At 60.4% G+C, this 20,679-nt stretch carries 17 protein-coding genes and 3 pseudogenes; 14 read left to right on the forward strand and 6 right to left on the reverse strand.

Annotation, left to right across the window (positions count from 1 at the left end; all coding sequences use genetic code 11):
* Position 1 precedes the first annotated feature (1 nt).
* The 4 genes from gnd (at position 2) to J6497_RS27280 (ending at position 7,282) form a co-directional block, all read left to right on the forward strand.
* Positions 2–1,033 carry a phosphogluconate dehydrogenase (NAD(+)-dependent, decarboxylating) gene (gene gnd, locus J6497_RS27265; RefSeq protein WP_225707362.1) on the forward strand — a complete coding sequence of 344 codons (1,032 nt, stop codon included), beginning with the start codon at positions 2–4 and terminating at the stop codon, positions 1,031–1,033.
* 2 nt (positions 1,034–1,035) lie between these two features.
* The gene (zwf, locus tag J6497_RS27270) at positions 1,036–2,409 is read left to right on the forward strand and encodes a glucose-6-phosphate dehydrogenase (protein WP_225707363.1); all 1,374 of its coding nucleotides are present in this window, start codon (positions 1,036–1,038) and stop codon (positions 2,407–2,409) included.
* Between the two features lie 146 nt (positions 2,410–2,555).
* Positions 2,556–4,622, forward strand: a complete 2,067-nt coding sequence (tkt, locus tag J6497_RS27275; RefSeq protein WP_225707364.1) for a transketolase — start codon at positions 2,556–2,558, stop codon at positions 4,620–4,622.
* A gap of 2 nt (positions 4,623–4,624) precedes the next feature.
* Positions 4,625–7,282: an MGH1-like glycoside hydrolase domain-containing protein gene (locus tag J6497_RS27280; RefSeq protein ID WP_225707365.1), complete on the forward strand. Its 2,658-nt coding sequence runs from the start codon at positions 4,625–4,627 to the stop codon at positions 7,280–7,282.
* A gap of 158 nt (positions 7,283–7,440) precedes the next feature.
* Here the strand turns inward: J6497_RS27280 and J6497_RS27285 are convergent, their stop codons facing one another.
* The gene (locus tag J6497_RS27285; RefSeq protein ID WP_312010365.1) at positions 7,441–7,782 is read right to left on the reverse strand and encodes an integrase core domain-containing protein; all 342 of its coding nucleotides are present in this window, start codon (positions 7,780–7,782) and stop codon (positions 7,441–7,443) included.
* A gap of 37 nt (positions 7,783–7,819) precedes the next feature.
* On the reverse strand, positions 7,820–7,972 hold the full coding sequence (locus tag J6497_RS27290) for a hypothetical protein (protein WP_225707367.1): 153 nt from the start codon (positions 7,970–7,972) through the stop codon (positions 7,820–7,822).
* 199 nt (positions 7,973–8,171) lie between these two features.
* Between J6497_RS27290 and J6497_RS41620 the strand changes: the two genes are divergently transcribed.
* Complete coding sequence (locus J6497_RS41620) at positions 8,172–9,107, forward strand: integrase core domain-containing protein (protein ID WP_225707368.1); 936 nt, start codon at positions 8,172–8,174, stop codon at positions 9,105–9,107.
* A gap of 20 nt (positions 9,108–9,127) precedes the next feature.
* On the opposite strand, the gene J6497_RS27300 is transcribed toward J6497_RS41620, so the two are convergent.
* Positions 9,128–9,745, reverse strand: a complete 618-nt coding sequence (locus tag J6497_RS27300) for a hypothetical protein (protein ID WP_225707369.1) — start codon at positions 9,743–9,745, stop codon at positions 9,128–9,130.
* A gap of 172 nt (positions 9,746–9,917) precedes the next feature.
* On the opposite strand from J6497_RS27300, the gene J6497_RS27305 reads away from it, so the two are divergent.
* The 3 genes from J6497_RS27305 to J6497_RS27315 all read left to right on the forward strand — a co-directional run bounded on the left by J6497_RS27305 (position 9,918) and on the right by J6497_RS27315 (position 12,654).
* A complete protein-coding gene (locus J6497_RS27305) occupies positions 9,918–10,370 on the forward strand; it encodes an alpha/beta fold hydrolase (RefSeq protein WP_225707370.1) in 453 nt (150 codons plus the stop codon).
* Positions 10,371–11,725: 1,355 nt separating this feature from the next.
* Positions 11,726–12,181 (forward strand): hypothetical protein, encoded by a 456-nt coding sequence (locus J6497_RS27310; RefSeq protein WP_225707371.1) that lies wholly within the window; start codon positions 11,726–11,728, stop codon positions 12,179–12,181.
* Positions 12,182–12,372: 191 nt separating this feature from the next.
* Entirely contained in the window at positions 12,373–12,654 is a 282-nt protein-coding gene (locus tag J6497_RS27315) for a hypothetical protein (protein WP_225707372.1), read from the forward strand.
* Positions 12,655–12,714: 60 nt separating this feature from the next.
* Here J6497_RS27315 and J6497_RS27320 read toward each other — a convergent pair whose 3' ends face one another.
* The gene (locus J6497_RS27320) at positions 12,715–12,933 is read right to left on the reverse strand and encodes a hypothetical protein (RefSeq protein ID WP_225707373.1); all 219 of its coding nucleotides are present in this window, start codon (positions 12,931–12,933) and stop codon (positions 12,715–12,717) included.
* A gap of 788 nt (positions 12,934–13,721) precedes the next feature.
* Here J6497_RS27320 and J6497_RS27325 point away from each other — a divergent pair.
* Complete coding sequence (locus tag J6497_RS27325; protein ID WP_225707374.1) at positions 13,722–13,925, forward strand: hypothetical protein; 204 nt, start codon at positions 13,722–13,724, stop codon at positions 13,923–13,925.
* Between the two features lie 85 nt (positions 13,926–14,010).
* Positions 14,011–14,469, forward strand: coding sequence for a hypothetical protein (locus J6497_RS27330; protein WP_225707375.1), 459 nt, complete (start codon positions 14,011–14,013; stop codon positions 14,467–14,469).
* Here J6497_RS27330 and J6497_RS27335 read toward each other — a convergent pair.
* Entirely contained in the window at positions 14,464–14,904 is a 441-nt protein-coding gene (locus tag J6497_RS27335; protein WP_225707376.1) for a hypothetical protein, read from the reverse strand. The two genes, J6497_RS27330 and J6497_RS27335, sit on opposite strands and share 6 nt — an antisense overlap.
* Before the next feature lie 39 nt (positions 14,905–14,943).
* On the opposite strand from J6497_RS27335, the pseudogene J6497_RS27340 reads away from it, so the two are divergent.
* The 3 genes and pseudogenes from J6497_RS27340 to J6497_RS27350 all read left to right on the forward strand — a co-directional run.
* Positions 14,944–15,345 (forward strand): annotated as a pseudogene (locus J6497_RS27340) (SOS response-associated peptidase family protein); the annotation flags it as partial.
* 157 nt (positions 15,346–15,502) lie between these two features.
* Entirely contained in the window at positions 15,503–15,874 is a 372-nt protein-coding gene (locus tag J6497_RS27345; protein WP_225707377.1) for a hypothetical protein, read from the forward strand.
* Between the two features lie 66 nt (positions 15,875–15,940).
* Positions 15,941–17,502, forward strand: a pseudogene (locus J6497_RS27350) (ABC transporter permease/substrate-binding protein).
* Between the two features lie 19 nt (positions 17,503–17,521).
* Here J6497_RS27350 and J6497_RS27355 read toward each other — a convergent pair.
* Positions 17,522–18,779: pseudogene (locus J6497_RS27355) on the reverse strand (sulfatase-like hydrolase/transferase); the annotation flags it as partial.
* Positions 18,780–19,817: 1,038 nt separating this feature from the next.
* Here J6497_RS27355 and J6497_RS27360 point away from each other — a divergent pair.
* Positions 19,818–20,387 (forward strand): SOS response-associated peptidase family protein, encoded by a 570-nt coding sequence (locus tag J6497_RS27360; protein WP_225707378.1) that lies wholly within the window; start codon positions 19,818–19,820, stop codon positions 20,385–20,387.
* Positions 20,388–20,679: the final 292 nt, after the last annotated feature.

Raw genomic sequence — 20,679 nt, forward strand, 5'->3', positions numbered from 1 at the left:
CATGCAACTCGGAATGATCGGCCTCGGCCGGATGGGCGCCAATATGGTGCGAAGACTTGTCCGGCATGGTCACCAATGTGTCGTCTTCGACATGTCGCCGACCGCCGTTGCGGAATTGGTGAAGGACAAGGCGACGGGAAGCGCCTCGCTGGCGGATTTCGTGAGTAAGCTCGAAAAGCCGCGCGCGATCTGGTTGATGGTTCCGGCGGCAGTCGTCGATAGATCGATCGGCGATCTGCTGCCGCTCCTCGAAGCCGGCGACATCCTGATTGACGGCGGCAACTCCTACTACATCGATGACATCAGGCGTTCCAAGGAGTTGGCGCAGAACGGCATCAATTATGTAGATGTCGGCACCAGCGGCGGCGTGTGGGGTCTCGAGCGCGGCTACTGCATGATGATCGGCGGCCCTGACGATGCCGTGCAGCGGCTGGATCCGATCTTTAAGACCCTCGCTCCCGGTCTCGGCGATATCCCGCGCACCCCGGGACGAGAGCGCGCCTCCGCGGGCACCTCCGAGCACGGCTATCTCCACTGTGGGCAGAGCGGCGCCGGCCATTTTGTCAAGATGGTCCACAACGGTATCGAGTACGGGCTGATGGCGGCGTATGCCGAGGGCCTCGGTATCCTGCGCGCGGCGAACATTGGCAAGCAGGCGCACGCGGCGGACGCCGAAACAACACCCCTTCGCATTCCCGAGCACTACCAATACGACCTGAAGCTGCACGACGTTGCAGAAGTGTGGCGGCGCGGCAGCGTGATTGCCTCGTGGCTTCTCGATTTGACAGCAACAGCGTTGCTGGAAGATCCGGGGCTCTCCAAATTCGCGGGGCGCGTATCTGACTCTGGCGAAGGACGCTGGACCATCGCAGCAGCGATCGACGAAGCAGTCCCCGCCCCGGTGCTGACGACGGCACTTTACGAGCGCTTCAGTTCTCGCGGCGAGGCTGATTTCCAGAACAAGCTGCTTTCGGCGATGCGCTACGAGTTCGGTGGACACTTGGAAAAGGCGGCCAATGAGAGACCTAGATAGCCATGAGCGAACCTAAGTCCGACGCCTTGGTGTTTTTCGGCGCAACCGGCGATCTCGCCTACAAGAAGATCTTTCCGTCGCTGCAAGCGATGCTGAAACGGGGCCACCTCGATGTGCCCGTCATCGGCGTCGCAAAGGCCGGCTGGACACTCGACCAGCTCAAGGCCCGAGTACGAGATAGCCTCGAAAAGCACGGCGGCCTCGACGCCGCTGCGTTTGACAAGCTAGCCGGTCTTTTACGTTACGTAGACGGCGACTATGCCGATCCGACCACGTTCGACGCCCTTCGCAAGCAGCTCGGCTCGGCGCAGCGGCCGGCACACTATTTGGCGATCCCACCGGCATTGTTTGCAACCGTGGTGGAACGGCTCGACAATGCCGATTGCACCAAGGGCGCGCGTGTCATTGTGGAGAAGCCATTCGGGCATGATCTCGCCTCCGCACGCAACCTCAACAGGATTCTGCTCGCCAGGTTCGACGAAGATCACATCTTCCGCATAGACCACTATCTTGGAAAACGACCAGTTCACAACATGGTCTTCTTTCGCTTCGCAAACGCGTTCCTGGAGTCGTTCTGGGACCGCAAGTTCGTGAGCAGCGTGCAGATCACGATGGCGGAGAATTTCGGCGTGCAGGGTCGTGGCGCGTTCTATGATCAAACTGGCACAATTCGCGATGTGATCCAGAATCATCTGTTTCAGGTGTTGGCCAACTTGGCGATGGAACCGCCGGCCCGATCGGACAGCGAATCGCTGCGTGACGAGAAAGTCAAGGTCCTGAGATCGATTCCACCGATCGCTGAGCATGAGCTGGTGCGCGGACAGTTTCACGGCTACCGGCAGGAGCCGGGCGTTGCTCCGGACTCGCAGGTGGAGACGTTCGCTGCGCTGCGGCTGGAGATCGACTCCTGGCGCTGGCAGGGAGTGCCATTTTACATCCGTGCCGGAAAATCGCTTCCCGTGACTTGCACGGAGGTGATCGTACGCCTTCGTGAGGCGCCGCGGATCTTTCCCCATTGCGCCGCGATACCTAATTATTTGCGGTTTCGCATCAATCCCGACATGGCCATTGCCCTTGGCACGATGGTGATGGACGAGGATGATCGAGAGGTCGGCGAGCCGGTTGAATTGTTGGCGAGCCGTCGCCCTGGCCCAGAGGAGATGGATGCCTATGAACGCGTGCTCGGCGACGCCATGAACGGCGACCGGACGCTGTTTGCACGACAGGACTATGTCGAAGAAGCATGGCGGATTGTCGATCCGGTTTTGAAGAGGACGACACCCATCTACGAATACGAAGCCGGCGGCTGGGGGCCTCGCGAAGTGGACAAGAATGTCACGCCGCCGGGCGGCTGGCACAACCCGACGGTGGCGTAACACGGAGTAAGGCATGGAGATCGAAGTGCTCATCGATCTCGACACGGTTGCTGGACGCGGGGCCGCCTTCATCGCCGGGGAAGCACGCACAGTGGCTGCCGCGCGCAGGCGGCCACGTAATCGACACCCGCGGGAGGAGATCAGCCATGACAGACGCCGAACTCGACGAGCTCGCGATCAACACCATTCGCACACTATCGATTGACGCGGTCCAGGCCGCGAACTCCGGCCATCCCGGCACGCCGATGGCGCTCGCGCCGCTTGTCTATACGCTCTGGAACCGGGTCATGCGCTTTGATCCGCAAGATCCGATCTGGCCCGGCCGCGACCGCTTCGTGCTGTCGAACGGCCACGCGTCGATGCTGCTGTGGTCCGCGCTTTACCTTACCCGCACGCAGGCTGTGAATGCCGAGTACGAGACGTTGGGCAGGCCTGCTGTTACCCTCGACGATATCCGGCGCTTTCGTCAGATCGGGAGTCATGCGCCAGGGCATCCCGAATACCACCTGGTATCCGGCGTGGAGACGACCACCGGCCCGCTCGGACAAGGCATTGCGACCAGCGTCGGGATGGCAATCGCGCAGCGCTGGCTCGCTGTGCGCTACAACAAGCCGGATTTTGCCATCTTCGATTACGACATCTATGCCGTATGCGGCGACGGCTGCCTGATGGAGGGCGTTGGCTCTGAAGCGGCGTCGCTCGCCGGCCACCTTGGTCTCGATAATCTGTGTTGGATCTACGACAACAACCACATTACGATAGAGGGCAGCACGCGGCTGGCGTTCACCGAAGATGTAGCCGTTCGTTTCACCGGCTATGGCTGGAATATACTTCACGTCGGCGATGCTAACGATATTGCGGGCATCGAACAGGCCTTGGCAACGTTTCACGATACGAAAGGCCGACCGACGCTGGTGATACTCGACAGCCATATCGGATACGGCTCGCCACACCGCCACGATACGGCTGCGGCGCATGGCGAGCCGCTCGGTATAGAAGAGGTCAAGCTCACCAAGCGCGCCTATGGATGGCCCGAAGACTCGAATTTCCTGGTGCCTGACGGCGTTCTCGAACACTTCGCCGCCGGTGTCGGCGTGCGAGGCGCTGAAGCCCACCGCAAATGGCAGGAGCTGTTCGCCGATTACCATTCCAAGTATCCAGCATTGGCGACTGAGATTGACCAGATGCAACAGCGCAAGCTTCCGGCAGGCTGGGACCTCAACCTGCCGTCATTCCCCGCAGATTTGAAGGGCCTCGCGGGTCGTGAGGCGTCGGGAAAGGTCCTGAACGTTCTGGCGCAGAACGTTCCCTGGTTGATTGGCGGTTCGGCCGATCTAGGTCCATCGACCAAGACGCTGCTAACCTTTGAAGGCGCAGGCGATATTCAGGCCGCCACACCGGGCGGCAAGAATTTGCATTTCGGCATCCGCGAACACGCGATGGCTGCAATCCTGAATGGTCTGGCACTATCGAAACTACGGCCGTTCGGCGCGACCTTCCTGATTTTCAGCGACTACGCCCGCCCCGCGATGCGACTGGCGGCGCTAATGGAGCTACCGGTGGTCTTTGTTTTTACCCATGATGCCATGGGCGATGGCGAAGACGGCCCAACGCATCAACCGATCGAGCATCTCGCCTCAATGCGGGCAATGCCGGGTGTGACGCTGTTCCGGCCGGGTGATGCCAACGAAGTGGTAGAGGTCTATCGCTACGTCCTGCAGCTTCGTCATCGGCCAGCCTTGCTGGCGCTGTCTCGCCAACCGTTACCGATCCTCGATCGCAGCAAATATGCATCGGCATCCGGGGCCGCACGAGGCGCCTACGTGCTTGCCGACGCCCCTGACGGCAGGCCGGACATAATCTTGATTGCCACCGGCAGTGAGTTGAGTCTCGCGGCGGACGCCCATGAGAGACTTAGTTTGGATGGTATCCCCTCGCGCGTGGTCTCGATGCCTTCCTGGGATGTCTTCGAACGCGAGACGCAGGAATACCGCGACGCCGTCTTGCCACCTGAGGTCACGGCCCGCGTTGCGATTGAGCAGGCTTCGACGTTCGGCTGGGAGCGTTACGTTGGCTCGACTGGTCGGGTCATCGGCATGCACACTTTCGGCGCTTCCGCCCCGCTGAAGGCCCTGCAGCAGGAGTTCGGATTCACCGTCGATAACGTTGTGACGACGGCCAAGGCGCTCTTACGGCCTGCGAAAGCCGCATAGCCATGACTGACCTTGAGAAGCGAAAACCGCTATCGGCGGAGCATGCGCGGCTTGAAGATTCGTCGCCGGATACGCCTGGCAGCTGGAAAGCAATCGGGCCGTACGTTAGCGAGCGCGCCTGGGGTACCGTGCGCGAAGACTACAGTGCCGATGGACAAGCCTGGCACTACTTCCCATACGAACACGCGCGCTCGCGCGCCTATCGGTGGAACGAGGACGGTCTTGCCGGCCTTTGCGATCGAGCTCAGCGCCTGTGTTTTGCTCTAGCCTTTTGGAATGGACGTGACCCCTTCCTCAAGGAACGTATCTTCGGTCTCAGTGGTCCAGAAGGAAATCACGGCGAAGACGCCAAAGAGTATTGGTGGTACATCGACGCAACACCGACCAGCTCGTGGCTTCGTTGGCGTTACCACTATCCCCAGGCGGAGTTTCCCTACGCGTTGCTTCGGCAGGAGAACGCAAGGCGCAGCAAGGATGAGCCCGAATTTGAACTCGTGGATACCGGTGTTTTCGAAGGGGATCGTTACTGGCAGATCATCGCGGATTACGCCAAAGCATCACCTGATGACGTGTGCATGCGCATCAACATTCGTAATGCGGGACCTGAGTCGGCTGAGCTTCACGTTCTTCCGACACTGTGGTTCCGCAACCGTTGGTCATGGGAGGCTGGTGTCGCGCGGCCGATTATCCGGGCGACCGCTGAAACTGGCACCGTCGGCGCGATCGCTGAAGAAGAACTGCTGGGCCGCTGGCGCTTCACTGCCGGGGCGGATCCGGCCGGAAAGCCGCCGCCGCTGCTGTTCTGTGAAAACGAAACCAATGCCCGGTGCCTGTATGGCGCCACCGCTGGGCAGACACCCTATCCAAAGGACGGCATCAACGACCACGTCGTTCACGGTGCGGCGACGGTAAATCCTGCGAGGCAGGGTACGAAAATGGCCTGCTGGTATCGCCTCAAAGTCGCTGCCGGTGAAACGGTCGAGCTCAGGCTTCGCCTAGCACGTGATGGGATCGGCCAGACTGCGAATCTCGGGGCAGACTTCAAGCAGATCCACGCCGACCGGAGCCGCGAAGCCGACGAGTACTATACAGCGCTGACCCCTGCCAGCGCGAGTGACGATGAGTCCGCAGTGATGCGGCAGGCGTTCGCTGGAATGCTGTGGAGCCAGCAGTTCTACCATTACGACGTCGCGCGCTGGCTCGACGGCGACATCATACGTCCGCCCGAGGCACGCACGTCCGGTCGCAACGCGGACTGGCGCCATCTCAACAACCACGACATCATCGCCATGCCCGACAAATGGGAATATCCATGGTATGCCTCATGGGACCTCGCCTTCCATTGCGTGGTGCTGGCGCACATCGACCCCTCAGCAGCGAAGCATCAACTGCTGCTGCTGGCGCGCGAATGGTACATGCACCCGAACGGCCAGTTGCCGGCGTATGAATGGAATTTCGGAGACGTGAATCCGCCAGTTCAAGCGTGGGCCACGCTCGCGGTGTTCCGCATCGATGGCGGCACCGATTTCGATTTTCTGGCTCGCGCTTTTCAAAAGCTCTTGATCAACTTTACCTGGTGGGTAAATCGAGAAGACGCATGTGGCGACAACGTGTTCGAGGGCGGCTTTCTCGGACTCGACAACATCGGCCCGTTCGACCGCTCGCAGATGCTCCCCGACGGCGATGTACTGGAGCAGTCGGATGGCACCGCCTGGATGGCCAAGTTCTGTCTCAACATGCTGGAGATGGCTCTACGGCTTGCCAACCATCAGCCCAGCTACGAAGACGTCGCGGTGAAGTTCTTCGAGCATTTCGCTTTAGTCGCCGCTGCCATGAGCAAGCTCTGGGACGACCAAGACGGCTTTTTCTACGATCGACTTCGCAAGCGCGACGGCTCGACTTTCACGGTGCGCGCGCGTTCCATGGTGGGACTGCTGCCAATCTTTGCGGCGGTACAGCTCGATGCGGCGCTGTTGGAACGACTGCCGATGTTCCGCAAGCGCGCGCGCTGGTACATCGAGAACAAGCCGGGCTTTGCAGAATTTCTGCACATGTCGCCGGCCGATGAACGCCCTCGGCTGATCTCGTTGGTGGGCAAATCGCGCATGAAGCAGATTGTCGCGCGTATGCTCGACGAGACGGAATTTCTGTCGCCTTACGGGCTGCGATCGCTGTCGCGCTACCACCGCGAACATCCGCTCATCGTCAACATGGACGGACATGTCGCTCGTCTCGACTATGAGCCGGGCGAATCTCGGACCGGACTGTTCGGCGGCAATTCGAACTGGCGAGGACCGATCTGGTTTCCGCTCAATTTTCTCGCAATCGAGTCGCTACGACATCTGCATACCAACCTTGGGGAAGGCTTCACCGTTGAATTGCCGACAGGATCAGGCAAGCAAGCGAGCCTCGAGCAAGTGGCCGAAGAACTCGAGCGCCGACTGCTCAGATTATTCCTCAGAGACTCAGACGGTCGGCGACCAGCACTGGGATCGGATTTACGCTTCCAACGCGATGGGACATGGCGCGATTTATTGCTATTCTACGAATACTTTCACGGCGATACCGGCGAGGGACTTGGCGCCTCGCATCAGACCGGATGGACGGCTCTGGCCGGTGCACTGGTGGCCAATCGGCGGTTTCGAAGTGGTCAGAAGTAATAAACGCCAGCAGGCATACGTTAGCCTCTCAACGCACGATAGCATCCACAGTGACGAGACGCAGCCAACCTCACCGGCCGCTGGTTAATCAGCATTCGCTATCACGACTAGATCCGACATGATGGTAGGATGCCGGGCCCTGTGTGCGCCGAAAACTCTTAAGCGCGGAGGTAGTAGTGGTGAAGTCCACCGAGGATCGGACGTGACGAGATGATTCCGGTTCGCTGGACGGAACGCGAGATAGGAGCATCCTTGGTCAGGAAGCGATGGGTTCTCATATTGTTGTAATAGTTTGCGTAGGATCGCAGAATCCGATGCAGATGCGGTTCGCTCCAGACGATGACATGATCGAGACACTCGCGGCGGATTGATCCGATCAGCCGTTCGGCAAAGCCATTCTGCCAAGGCGATGCCGGTGCGGTAGGCTTGTCCCGAATTCCCATAGCCCGCAATCGGCGTGTGACGATGGTGCCATAAATGCAATCCCGGTCTCGGATCATGCACGGGGCGGACAATCTGTCGTACCAGGAATCCCTGTCAAGATATTTCGATGTCTACCGGTGAATCATAGATATAGCTGAGCAGTTTTTCCTTCTGGCCTTTGCTTTTCTTGGCCTGTGATCGCCGGACGTTGATGGCTTTTGCATCAAGCATGTTCTTGATGTGCGCCGCATAGAACTTCTCGATCATCTCGACACTCGTGCGGCAGTTCTTTGCGATCTGATAAACGTCGGCGCCCTCCATCGACCTGTGTGTACCGAAAACCCAATCCGAGTTGATGACGTGATGGAATCGCCTAAGCTGGCGGAATGATCGGGCTGTTTTGTTTCGCTCTGGCGTCCTCGCCTCGCCATTCAAGTCGAAGTTGCGGCTTGAAGCTGAGAACGCGGTGCTTCGACATCAGCTGGTTGTCTTGAGGCGCAGGCTGCATGGTCGCGTCCGGCTGACGAACCAGGATCGCTGGTTCCTGGTCCAGCTGTATCGCTGGTTTCCGTCAATCCAGGATGTCCTCACCATCATTCGGCCTGAGACGCTCGTGCGTTGGCATCGGGCCGGCTTTCGCCGCTACTGGCGTTGGAAGTCGCGCTCACTGGGAGGGCGGCCGCAGGTCGACACCGAGCTGCGCGTGTTGATCCGGCAGATGAGCATCGAGAATAGGCTTTGGGGAGCACCACGTATTCATGGTGAACTGCTCAAGCTTGGGTTCGAGGTCGCGCAATCGAGCGTTGCCAAGTACATGGTTAAGCGGCGAGGACCGCCCAGCCAGGGATGGCGGACCTTCTGGCATAACCACGCGCCAGACATCGCCGCCATGGACCTGATCGTGGTTCCAACAATCGGGTTCGACCTGCTCTACGCCTTCGTCATCGTCCGGCTCGACCGCAGACACCTCGTCTGGATCAACGTCACGGCAAATCCGACCGCCGAATGGGTGGCACATCAAATCACGGAGGCATTTCCTTGGGATGAGGCGCCGCGTTACCTCATCCGCGATCGGGATCGGATCTATGGCAGCGTCGTCACGCGCCGATTGCGCGCCATGGGCATCCGGGACAGGCCCACCGCACCAGCCTCGCCCTGGCAGAACGGCGTTGCCGAGCGGCTGATCGGATCGATCCGGCGTGAGTGTGTGGACCACATTATTGTCTTGGGTGAGATGCATTTGCGTCGGGTCCTGAAATCCTACGCCGACTATTACAATCGCGTCAGAACGCACCGATCCTTGAATAAGGATGCGCCGGTCACTCGCCCGATTCAGCGAATCGGAAGCATTAAACCACACGCCATCCTCGGCGGTCTTCACCACCACTACACGCGAGCTTAAGTTTTCGGTACACACAGCAATCACCGCGTAACGAGGCCGCCATAGATGCGATCGCGATCGCGAACGAGGTATTTTGGGGCCTCATGCCAAGGAAAGGCCTCCGTGATCTGACGTGCAACCCATTCCGCCGTCGGATTTCTTGTGATGTTGATCCAGACCAGGTCTCTGCGGTCCAGTCGGATGATGACGAAGGCATAGAGCAGGTCGAAACCGATCGTTGGAACAACGAACAGGTCCATGGCGGCAATGTCCGGGGCGTGGTTACGCAGGAAGGTCCGCCATCCCTGGCTGGGCGGTCCTCGCCGCTTGACCATGTACTTGGCAACGCTCGATTGCGCGACCTCGAACCCAAGCTTGAGCAGTTCGCCGTGGATGCGCGGCGAGCCCCAAAGCGAATTATCGATGCTCATTTGCCGGATCAGCGCGCGCAATTCAGTATCGATCTGCGGTCGCCCTCCCCGTGGGCACGACTTCCGACGCCAGTAGCGGCGAAAGCCGGCCCGATGCCAACGCACCAGCGTCTCGGGCCGGATGATCGTGAGGACCTGCAGGATCGATGGAAACCAGCGATACAGCTGAATGAAGAACCAGCGATCATTGTTCGTGAGCCGGACGCGACCACGCAGTTTACGCCTCAAGACAGTCAATTGATGTCGGAGCGCCGCATTCTCTGCTTCAAGTCGGCTCTTCGACTTGAGAGGCGAAGCCAAGACGGCCAGTACGAAACAGAGTAGCCCGATCATTCATCCAGCTTAGGCGATTCCGTCACCTCATCAACCCGGTTAAGGTTTTCGGCACACACAGCCCATAATGCCGTTACTAAAAACTACTCCTGAAGGAGATGTTCTTCTTACCGCCGCAATCACGAGATCAATCGCTACGAGCGAAGCATTCAAGCAGGGGAATGACGAAGAAGGAGTGCGTCGATTTGTAAACGGCGTGTTGGGCGAGGGTTCGTACGAGAAACTCCCACCTCCCGTTCTGAAGCGCCTCATGGACAATGCCCAAGAACTAAAAGGCGAGACCTCATCGCGAAACCTCTACCCGCCCACCACATGCGAGGACGTGCAGAAGGTGAAAGCGCCAACATTGCTCCTCGATAGGGAGCGCAGTCCCAAGATGTTCCGTCTCATCAATGACCGACTGGAGCACTGCTTACCGAGCGTAGAACGTGCAACGATTCCGGCGGCATTTCATCAGATGGAGGTTGAGAACCCCCAAGCCTTCAATGAGACGCTGCTTGCATTCATTGCAAAGCACTGAACCGCATGCGGGGCATGAGTCTGCTGCTGGCCCCTTTGAGACATGCCGACGGGCTCTGAACTTGTTCGCTTATCGGGGTAGACCGGAAGTGCTCGGCGCACGGTCAGAACGACGCGAATGACCCATCTCGGACATCGGTTGCCGATGGCAGATAGCCCGCGGAACACGAGATCATCGAGCCGATCGTTCAGCGTCGGGCCGGTCGCCGCAGCCTCGTCGCTCGCCGCCGGCTCTCGCCCTGCATTCGGTCGGTCGCCGCCGCACCCCAGACGATGGTCTCAGGCGCAAACGGCTGGCGATGGCCGCACGATGCGCGGCGCGCCTTTTTGACGCTGGAGCAAGCGGAGGCGCGATCTGAATGTAACCGCTCGGGCTTGAAACGGCGGCCTCACTTATTCCGGCACAGTCTTTTTCTGTGACCCATCCGCCGCCCCGTCGAGGCTGATAGTTCTGCTTTAATGACCCGGAGGCGAAGTCTGTTCAATTCGGATAACTGAGCAACAAGATTGGTAGTCGTGTCGGCGATGGCCGCGAGGCGGCCCTGAGGTGTACTCACTTGAAACTCCAACAACCAAATGGACGCTATAAATTACCGGGGCAAAAATTGCCCCCAGAGGTACGCGGTGAACGGAAGGCCCCCAAAGGCAACGCCGTCTAAGTGAAATATGATCGGTCGCGCAAGGTTATGTACGCACGGCATATGCCAAGGTTCAATGACAGAGTTGATCTCCGTAGTTCTACTGGCTTCGCCCATTGGATCCGCTATCGACGTCGGCTAATGCTAAACCGTCGAACAGAAAACGCGCGTTGGAATGTCTCGTGGCATCAGGCGCGTTTTCAGCGCATTCACGCGGACCGCGGCAGCCCGTAGGGTGTGATATGGCCGAGCGAAAACAGGAGAGCCGATGCCGTCAGTTAAAGCTTGCCCAGCGCCCGATTGTAGGGCCGCAAATCCACCGCAACGCGACGCGAGCGCTGATCTGGCCCACTGTGCCGAAACCGCGGAATGGGCGCGGTCAGCAATGGTCTGCGGTTATTGCGGGTGCGTATACACCGGCTTTGGTAATGATCGGAGGATCAAGGGCTATCTGGATAACGCCATGGTCGGCGGCGGATGGCAGCCGATTGCCAAGCGGCCCTGATAAATCCCTTCGCTCGCTTGTTCCGCGCTGTCGCGCGGCGTCGCCGTCGCTCGCGCATTTGGGTTAAAATGGGTTTCTGATCTGAAATCCGTGTCTTGCTGTTCCCTACCTCCATGACCTTCACCTTCTGAGAAACTTCCCCAATGGAATTGACAATAAATTTTTCCAACGCCGTCCACCCTACTCCGCGCACTCACCGCAGCCAGTCATTTGATGGCAAAACACGATAGAGATCAGAAGGAAGCGATAGACGAGTTAATCCGTGCCACAGCATTCTTTATAGATCAGCAAAGCAAGGAGGCAGAAGATCGGGAACGGAGGAGGCGCGAGAAGGCGCAGGACGAGCATGAGGCTGCGGGGGAGAGCGCCATCATGGCCGCGCGGGAAGTAGTGAAGATATTGATTGAACGTGGCGGACATGCAGCACGAGCCGCACTCGGCGTACCTCCTCCAGACCCCCTTGAGCAGCAGAGACTACGAAGTGTATTGAACCCCGAATTTGTCGATGTGGAGAGGGCGGTGTCAGGATTGAATTCGGTTATTTTGGAAATCGACGACGATGCAGACCATGGCGTGTCAGGAAGGCACTATTGGGTCTCAGCGAATATATACCTGCCCACTGACTGCAATCCGGCGACCGATCCCCTGTATCGATCAGCCTCAAGCTAACTCCTCCCGCGCGGCATCAGGACCATTGTCCGCAGAGCGGTGCACCGCCGCCGTTCCCTACGATCGGGCAGCCATCAACGGCGGCTTTCCGTGGCAGGAGGTTCAATGCTGGCGGTGCAAGACCATGAGCAGTGTTGGCGCGCCATAGCGGGGCCTATTGGCTTTGACCATTTATGTTTTGGAGAGTTGACATGGAAATAATTGTTGTCGTTCTGCCGGCTGGAGTGGCTGGCTATTTCTTTCTTAAGCACAGTACGAAGCGAGGTACGGATACGGTCCGAGCTTATCTCTATTTGCGTGCAATCAGTGGAGGGGCTTCGGTCGAAGAAGCAAACGAGATCGCTGGGGGCGATGTAGTCAGTGGCTCGACCCAAACTATTCGTAACGCTCAGGAGCATGTACGGATTGCATATGGTGGCAAACAGCCGCCGATGATAGCCGAAGCTAAGCGGCGGGGTCTCGTGTCGTTCTGAACATGCGGCAGGTGACCCGCTGGTGCGGATAGCGGTAGTCCGCAAATTTGTGAGGCGGCCTTACCGAAGGCCAATCCAGGCCACGGCCATTTCTGCGATCTGTCGCGGCTCGCGAACGCCTGTCGCGCCGACCTCGATAATCTTGCGAGCGACCATGTCGCAAAATGGGTCGTTACGATCAGCCACGCCCAGCAAGTTGAGAGCGTGCTTGAAGGCCTTGTTCAAAAGCTCGATTTCTTCCGGCGTGCGCTTGTCTTTCAATAACCTCTTGATTGGCATTGTCCGGCCCTCAGCCGACGCAACAAACCAAGCCCTTATAGCACTGGAACTCTATTCATGGATCGGAGAATTACAGAAGGAGCCCTGACCCGTCACGAACGAGGCTGACGTCAGTCGCGCCCGCAATCTAGGTCGTCAGGGTCCTACCGAATAGGGGGTATGAGTGCCGGGACCGCGCGACGGCTCGGTATGAATATATTTGCAATTCATCATATCCCTGTAAATTATGTACCATCTCGTACACAATCCATGGTGCGCGATGTGGCGAATAATGGGCGGGAGCGTTTGCCTGCGGGGTTCTAGCAGCCGCCATCGGCCTCGTTTCTATCCGGCTCGGCGGCAGCTTCGCCGCCGTCCTCAGGATGAGTGCAATGTCGGCATCCGCAAATATTAACCTGGCCGGATCGATCGAAGCGGCGAGCGGGGGATTTTGGAGCCGCCGCCGAAGCCAAGCCCGCAGCGCAAGCGTGTCGAGCCGCAGCGTCGCCTTCAGCAACACCTCGAAAACCGCTGGCGCTGCGTTGCATCGAGCCGCGCCCCGCCTTGCCGTGACGGCCTGGCACCCCCTCAAGGTACTGGTGGGGCCAGAGGCAAGCGCGGGGACCGCTGCGCGCGGGTCGTTGGCGTCTGAAAGCTTTATAGACGCGGGCCCCGGAGTGGAATGAAAACTATAACAATCCTGCATTTCTAACAGCGCGCAGACGGGAATACTCTCCTCGTGCGCCTCATCGACTAGACTTTTCGATTTCGCGCTTTGTTGGCTGGACGTTCGGAAAGGCAACAGGCGCTTGAGATGCAGCTTTCACCGTTTCGTGGTTTGGCTGCGCGTGCCGGACTATTTGCGCCTCGGTTGGCTGGCGCTGCCAACCCTGGACGGCACCCATCATGGCTATTGGGCGGTGCATATGGTGTGGCTGTGTGACAGCCCGATTGTGGAGCCAACATGGATCTTCGGTCAGGCAGTGCGCGATGTGGCGCATGACGAACCGTGAGGCGCTGACCTTCGCCGCGTCGGTCGTCGTCATGGTCGCGCTGGCGGCTTGGTGGATGGCCTTATAGCCAATCGAGGGAGGCGGCATGGCAGATCGGGAGAACTCACCAGCCTATGCGGCGCTGCCACCCAGTGCGCGCCAGGTGCTCGCTGTGATCGAGCAGGCGATCGGCGGCGGCGACAGCGCGAGCGTGTCCTACCTCGCCTTCAGCCTTGATCACCGCATCACGCAGAAGGTGGTGTCGCCAGCGTTGCCGACGCTCGTCAATCTCGGCCTGATCGAGATCGAGACGGGTCCGCGCGGCAGCAACGTGTTCCGGCTATCGGACCGCTGGCGCGGCATTGACGAGGCCGAAGCCAAAGAACTGGCGCGCGAGGTGAAGCCGCATCGCGGGTTCGAGAAGCGGCCGGAGGTGAACCGGGAAAGAGTGGCCAAGTTGGCCACTCTGAAGCTGCCGAAGCCCATGACGGTCGAGCGGCGGAGGTACAGGCGGCAGGTGCCGTCGCTTCCGATGATGCCGTGGCAGGATGACGGGCGGTCATAGCGGGGTCGCCGATGACCACATCAGTTCGTAGGCATCGATCTTGAGCTTCCCCGCGTCTGGCGGCATGCGGACCAGCGTTGTGTGTGACCGTGCCACCAAATCCTTGAACGACTGTCCGAGCGCGAAAGCCGTCTTGCCGTCGATCAGGATCGCCCGATCATGCAGCGTGCGCGGTGCGCCGAGCCGCACCTCAAGTGGCTGCTTCATCTGCTGCGCCCAGTGCTCCGCCGCTGGCTTCAGCGACTTGCTATACGCGGCCTCGGCCAAGACCCGTACCGATACTGTGTCGGGCGCGAGCACGGCATAATCCGTCAGCAGCTTCGCCTCGGCGTACGGGTCAACGATGAACACGTCGGCGGTCGCGGTGCCGAGCGCCTTGCCAACCGCAGCGAACGCATCGAAGCTGTGGCCAGAAGCGATGAATGCTCCCTGCAACTCGGCGGGCGCGTGAAGCTCTGCATTCGCAAGCGCCTAAACCGTTGCCTTGTGTCGTTCAACAGCTTCGCCGAGTACGCGCCGGAGCCGACCCCGAAGACGAAGAAGAAGGATGTCGTCTGGTTCGCGCTCAACGACGACCGGCCGCTGACGGCCTTCGCTGGCATCTGGACCACGTTCGCCGGTGATCGCGGCACCAAGTCCAAGCCGGTACCGGGGCCGCATCAGGTCTACGGCTTCCTGACGACGGCACCGAACGCCGTGGTCGCACCGATCCATCCCAAGGCGATGCCGGTGATCCTGACCACCGACGAGGAGCGCGACGTCTGGCTGCACGCACCATGGGATGAGGCCAAGGCATTGCAGCGGCCGCTGCCGGATGACGCGCTGAAGATCGTGATGCGGGGCGAGGACAAAGAGGACAAGGCTGCGGCGGCATGACCACGATGGGCCGCAGCCCCAATGCCGTGAGCACTTCCGCTTTCGACGGCATAGCGAACGGTGCCCGGACTTGCCGCTGGCCAACCCGGTCGCGAAACGAGCAAGGTCATGCAGTCGACGAAGGTCGTGGGAGCCCTCAGGCTAACTGCACTGGCCCGTGATCATCGCAATGATCGCCGTGCGGATGGTGCAACCGGCCGTCTACGAGATAGTCAACGTGGTCGCCATGCGGCACCGCTTCGTGTCCGCAATTTGGACCGTGTATGTGCGAGCAATGGACTTCAGGCGTGCACTCCACGGGATTTGTGGCATTGACCGCGATAGCGTGCTCATCCACGTGGTCCTCGTGCATATGATGGAGATGGCCGTCATGAAGATAATCCACATGGCCATCATGGCGGATCGCCGTGTGCCCGCAACCCGGACCATGCTTGTGGGGGTGGTTGTCGTGGTGCTTCTCGGTACATGTGGCCATTCGCGATGCTCCCTTCGGCTGGTTGAGTTTCCCTCGATACGCTATCCACTATGAAATAGTTGCGAGAGCCAGCGCACCAAGGTGCCCACAAGTCGAATTGAGATATGTAATGTTATAGCGTTGCTCGCAGCCGACACGTCACCACGCGGATGCAGACAGCAGCTCCCGGCCTGCACGATCGGTGTTCATCGCCGCACTCCGAAGGTGACGACGTGCTGCGGACTGGTTCCCGGCGATCCGTTCGCGCGCGGAGCGGTGACGACGGTCGCTGCTCCGCGGTGCGCTGCTCGGCTTTGCCAGCATCGTGCAGACCGTGCCGGGGCTGGCGCTGTTGGCGCTGTTCTATCCGCTGCTATTGGTGCTGGCGGCGCTGACGCTGTTCTGGTTCGGCTTTGATTTCTCCGGCCTTCGGATTTCTGCCGGCGGTGCTGGCGCTTGCGCTCTATTCGATGCTGCCGGTGTTGCGCAACACCATCACCGGGCTGTCGGGCGTCGACCCGGCGCTGACGGAGGCGGCGCAGGGCGTCGGCATGACGCCGCGCCAATCGCTGTTCATGGTGGAGCTGCCGCTGGCACTGCCGGTGATGATGGCGGGCATCCGCACCGCGGCGGTGTGGGTGATCGGCACCGCCACGCGGTCGACGCCGATCGGGCAGACCAGTCTCGGCAATTACATCTTTGCGGGCCTGCAGACCCAGAACTGGGTATTCGTGGTGTTCGGCTGCCTCGCCGCCGCAGCACTGGCGCTCGCGGTCGACCAACTCCTGGCGCTGATCGAGAATGGCCTGCGCCACCGCAGCCGGCTGCGCACCGCGCTCGGCGGTGTCGGCATCGCGGCGCTGGTCGCAGCGACGCTGGTGCCGGCGATGGCGCGTTCGGCCTCGAACTATGTCGTTGGCGCAAAAACCTTCACCGAGCAATATGTGCTCGCGGCGCTGATCTGGCAGCGGCTGAACGCGGACGGGCTTTCCGCGACCACCCGCGCCGGCCTCGGCTCCAGCGTGATCTTCGATGCGCTCAAGGCCGGCGATATCGACGTCTATGTCGATTATTCCGGCACACTGTGGGCCAACCAGTTCCACCACGCCGACGTCAGGCCGCGCGAGGAGCTGCTGACCGACTTGAAGACGACCCTGGCCAAACAAGACATCACACTGCTCGGCGACCTCGGCTTCGAGAATGCCTATGCGCTCATCATGCCGCGGCAGCGCGCCGAACAACTCGGCATCCACACCATCGCCGATCTGGCCGCGCTCGCGCCGTCGATGTCGATCGCCGGCGATTACGAGTTCTTCTCGCGGCCGGAATGGGCCGGCATCAAAGGGGCCTACGGGCTGTCGTTCCGGACGCAGCGGCAGATGCAGCCGGATTTCATGTATGCCGCGATTGCCTCCCGCGAGGTCGACGTGATCGCCGGCTATACCAGCGACGGGCTGATCGCGAAATATGATCTCATGGTGCTCGGCGATCCCAAACACGCGATTCCGCCCTATGACGCAGTGATGCTGCTGGCGCCCAAGCGCAGGGACGATGCAAAGCTGCGCGCGGCATTGCAGCCGCTGCTCGGACGCATCGACATTGCCGCGATGCGGGAGGCGAACCTGCGCGCCGCCGGCAATGATGCAACCTCATCGCCGGACGCCGTCGCGCGCTGGCTGTGGGAGCGGATCGGGAAGAAGTGAGGCTTTTCGCTCAGGGCTCTCACAACCCCTTGATTATGCCGGCGTCGATCAGGAGGCGGTTGAAGCGGCGGGCCTCGGCACCGTCGTTGCAGGCATAGAACAGGCCGTTGCAGCGGAGCATGATATTCTTCTGCTCCTGGAACGAGGGATCGAGCGGAATGCCGGCGGCTTCCTGGATCACCAGCGGCAGATAGGCCGCATCGATCGTATCCATCACGGCCGGCGATTTCACCGGCTCGAAATTGATGGCGTCGATCGCGTAATAGGTGGCGAAATAGCGCGGGTCGTACTTCTCCAGCTTCTTGCCGACGCCGGCCTCATCCAGGCTGGGGTCGAGAAGATGCGGCGCGAATTCCGGCTGGTGATCGCCATAGCGCACGATCAGGAACGGCTGCGCCGGAAACTTTTTCTTCAGTCCCGCAATGAACGCGGCGTAATCGTTGGCGCTCATCGCCTGCCGGCGCAGATATTCGTCGACGACGGCCGCGTTGCCGAGCGGGCGCCAGGACGGCGTCAAGTCCGGGCGGAAGCGCGTCCGCCAAGGGAAATGGTTGGCGGCGAGATAGACGAAGGTGAACAACGGCGCGCCGGGCGGCTGGTCCGCCATCAGCCGCAGCGCCTTGTCGAGGAAGAAGCGGTCGGGCTCGACATCCTTGGCGCCGAGATCGTGCGCGTCATAGAAACGCTGGATGCCGGTCGTGGCCTGGAAGCTGCGCGCGCTCATGAAGGCGCCGAAGGCCGGATAGAGCGAGAGCGTGTTGTAGCCGCAGCGGCGAAGCGCAAGCGGCAGCCCACGCTCGACGCGGCCGGAGGCGATGCGGGTCACAAAATAGGCGAAACGGCCGAAGGAACGCGAGGACAGCCCGGCAAGCACATTGTATTCGGTGAACCAGCTCGGCCCGCCATTGCTCTCGGCCAGGAATTTTCGCTCGACGCCGTCATAGGACTTGAAGTGCGCGCCGTAGCCCGGCGGCACCCTTACGCCTTCGGCCGCGCGGATATCGAAGCTCGATTCATCGTGGATCAGGATGATATTCGGCCGACGGCCGGCCGGATGGCAGGAATCCACCAGCGGGATCTTGAGGCGCTCGCCCGCGACCGCGTCCGACTCCAGGAAGCCGTAGCTGATGAACTCAGAAACCGCCGTGACGCCCGAGCGGGCAAATTTCGAAAGATAGCCGTCGTCGTAGTAGCCGCGCCAATCCTCATCCGGCCAGATGGGCCAATGCGGCAAGGCACGCCAGCTTGCAGGCCAGCGCCGGCAGGCGGGAGCTACGTCGCTCAAAAAAAGAACGCAGAAGCCTCACTGAGTTCGTGAGGCAAGCGTGGCATGTCGTCGAACCTGGACAGGACTATATCCACAATTGGCACATCGACGCGCTTTGCGTCATCTCGAAGCGTTCTTCTGGTCAGAGCAGGGCGAGGGCAATCTAAACCGCTTCTTGGCGAACGTGCCGCCCGGGCACGATGAAGCCGCTGCTGACCTGTGTGTTTTTCCCCGCGTGGTGTGGGGACCAATGGAGAGCCCCTCTAAGCGTTTCCTGGCGACGTCGCATGACATCGAGCAGATCATACAACAGCCCATGCCCGATACGGGGAAGGGGACGACCTCTTAGCCTCGCATAAGACTAGTTAGCTTTGCCCGGCAAGCGCTGTGCTCGTCGGATGCAGAGCCGCACTCGTCACGCTGGCGCCGAGGAACGTTCACGATCCAAACAATCCTGCTAACCTCGGCAGCTAGTCTAGGGCGCGCCCCGCGCCGCAGATCAGGGCGCGCGTATGAGGTCCGCTATGCCCCCGATAGCGACCGAACGGCAGACATCGCGGCACGTCTCAAACGGGCCAATTGCAGACGCGCTGGGAGGCCCCCACACACAAAAACGATCCTCGTCAACCGTCTTTAGAAAAGTCATTTGAAAGCAACGAACATGCCCCCATGCAAAACGCGGCTGTAAGTCTGATCGGCATCAAATACTGAAAAGGCAGAGTCTTGCCCGCGGCGAGATCTCCCAGTCTCGTTTCTCCTGACGCGGGCCCTGCCTTTATTGACGAGAACTTCCGTGGTTGCCTAGCGAATTTGAAGGCGGTGTACGAAAATGCGCCGGCGACCCTGTCGTACCTCCGCGGCCACGTTGAACGCGTTTTCAGTAGCATCCGGGCGATCGTTTACGAACGTTGTCGACAAGGGTGAGTACGAGTCTGAAAATCGCGCCTCGATCTTCACCAAGCAACTGCCGCGACTGTTTGTCCGGTGGATCGCGTCGACGTCTACCACCACACTCTGCATGAAGGTCTCGGCCAGGAGCCGATAAAGCATGTGCAACCTCTATTCGATCACCACCAACCAGGAAGCGATCCGCGCGCTGTTCCGCGTGATCAACCGCTATGAGGGCAACCTGCCGCCGATGCCCGGCGTCTTTCCCGACTATCCGACGCCTGTGGTGCGCAACGGTAGCGACGGCCGCGAGATGGTGCTGATGCGCTGGGGGATGCCGCCGCCACCGCGCGCCGGCGGCCCGCCCGTCACCAACATCCAGAACACCAGTTCGCCGCACTGGCGCGGCTGGCTCAAGCCAGAGAACCGCTGGCTCGTCCCGTTCAACAGCTTCGCGGAATACGCGCCCGAGCCCAACCCGGAGACGAAGAAGAAGGATGTCGTTTGGTTCGCGCTGAACGATGATCGGCCGCTCTGCGCCTTCGGCGGCATCTGGACCGAATTTCGGGGCGAGCGAGGCACCAAATCGAAACCGATCCCCGGGCCCCACATGGTCTATGGCTTCCTCACAAGGCAGCGGCATAAAGTTCACCACCGATCGTCCTTATGCGGACCCGGGGAAGCGCCGCCGCCAAGGCTTTCTAAGCGACGAAACGCGGCACGGTCGTGAAGGGTCAGGTTCATGTCCGTAGTTCCGGCCGAGAACATAGTTGTTACGGTTCTGGGGCGAGCTGGTAAAAAAGACGAACGTGACATGCAGCTGCATGCCCATCCCTGGGAACCTTCGTAGGTTCAAAAACCGTCTGCGTCCCGTTTGCTCGATGTAGCGCAGATGCGCGGATCGTTCTCAGGCGGGGTGCCATTGTATTTGGATACGGAGCACCAAATGGATTCCACGCTGGACGACAGGCTAGCGGAACGGCAGATCGCGGAGCAGCTTTCGAACCTGGCGCGCGAAGCGG

The sequence above is a fragment of the Bradyrhizobium cenepequi genome (genome assembly GCF_020329485.1).
In the GTDB taxonomy this organism is placed as follows: Bacteria; Pseudomonadota; Alphaproteobacteria; order Rhizobiales; family Xanthobacteraceae; genus Bradyrhizobium; species Bradyrhizobium cenepequi.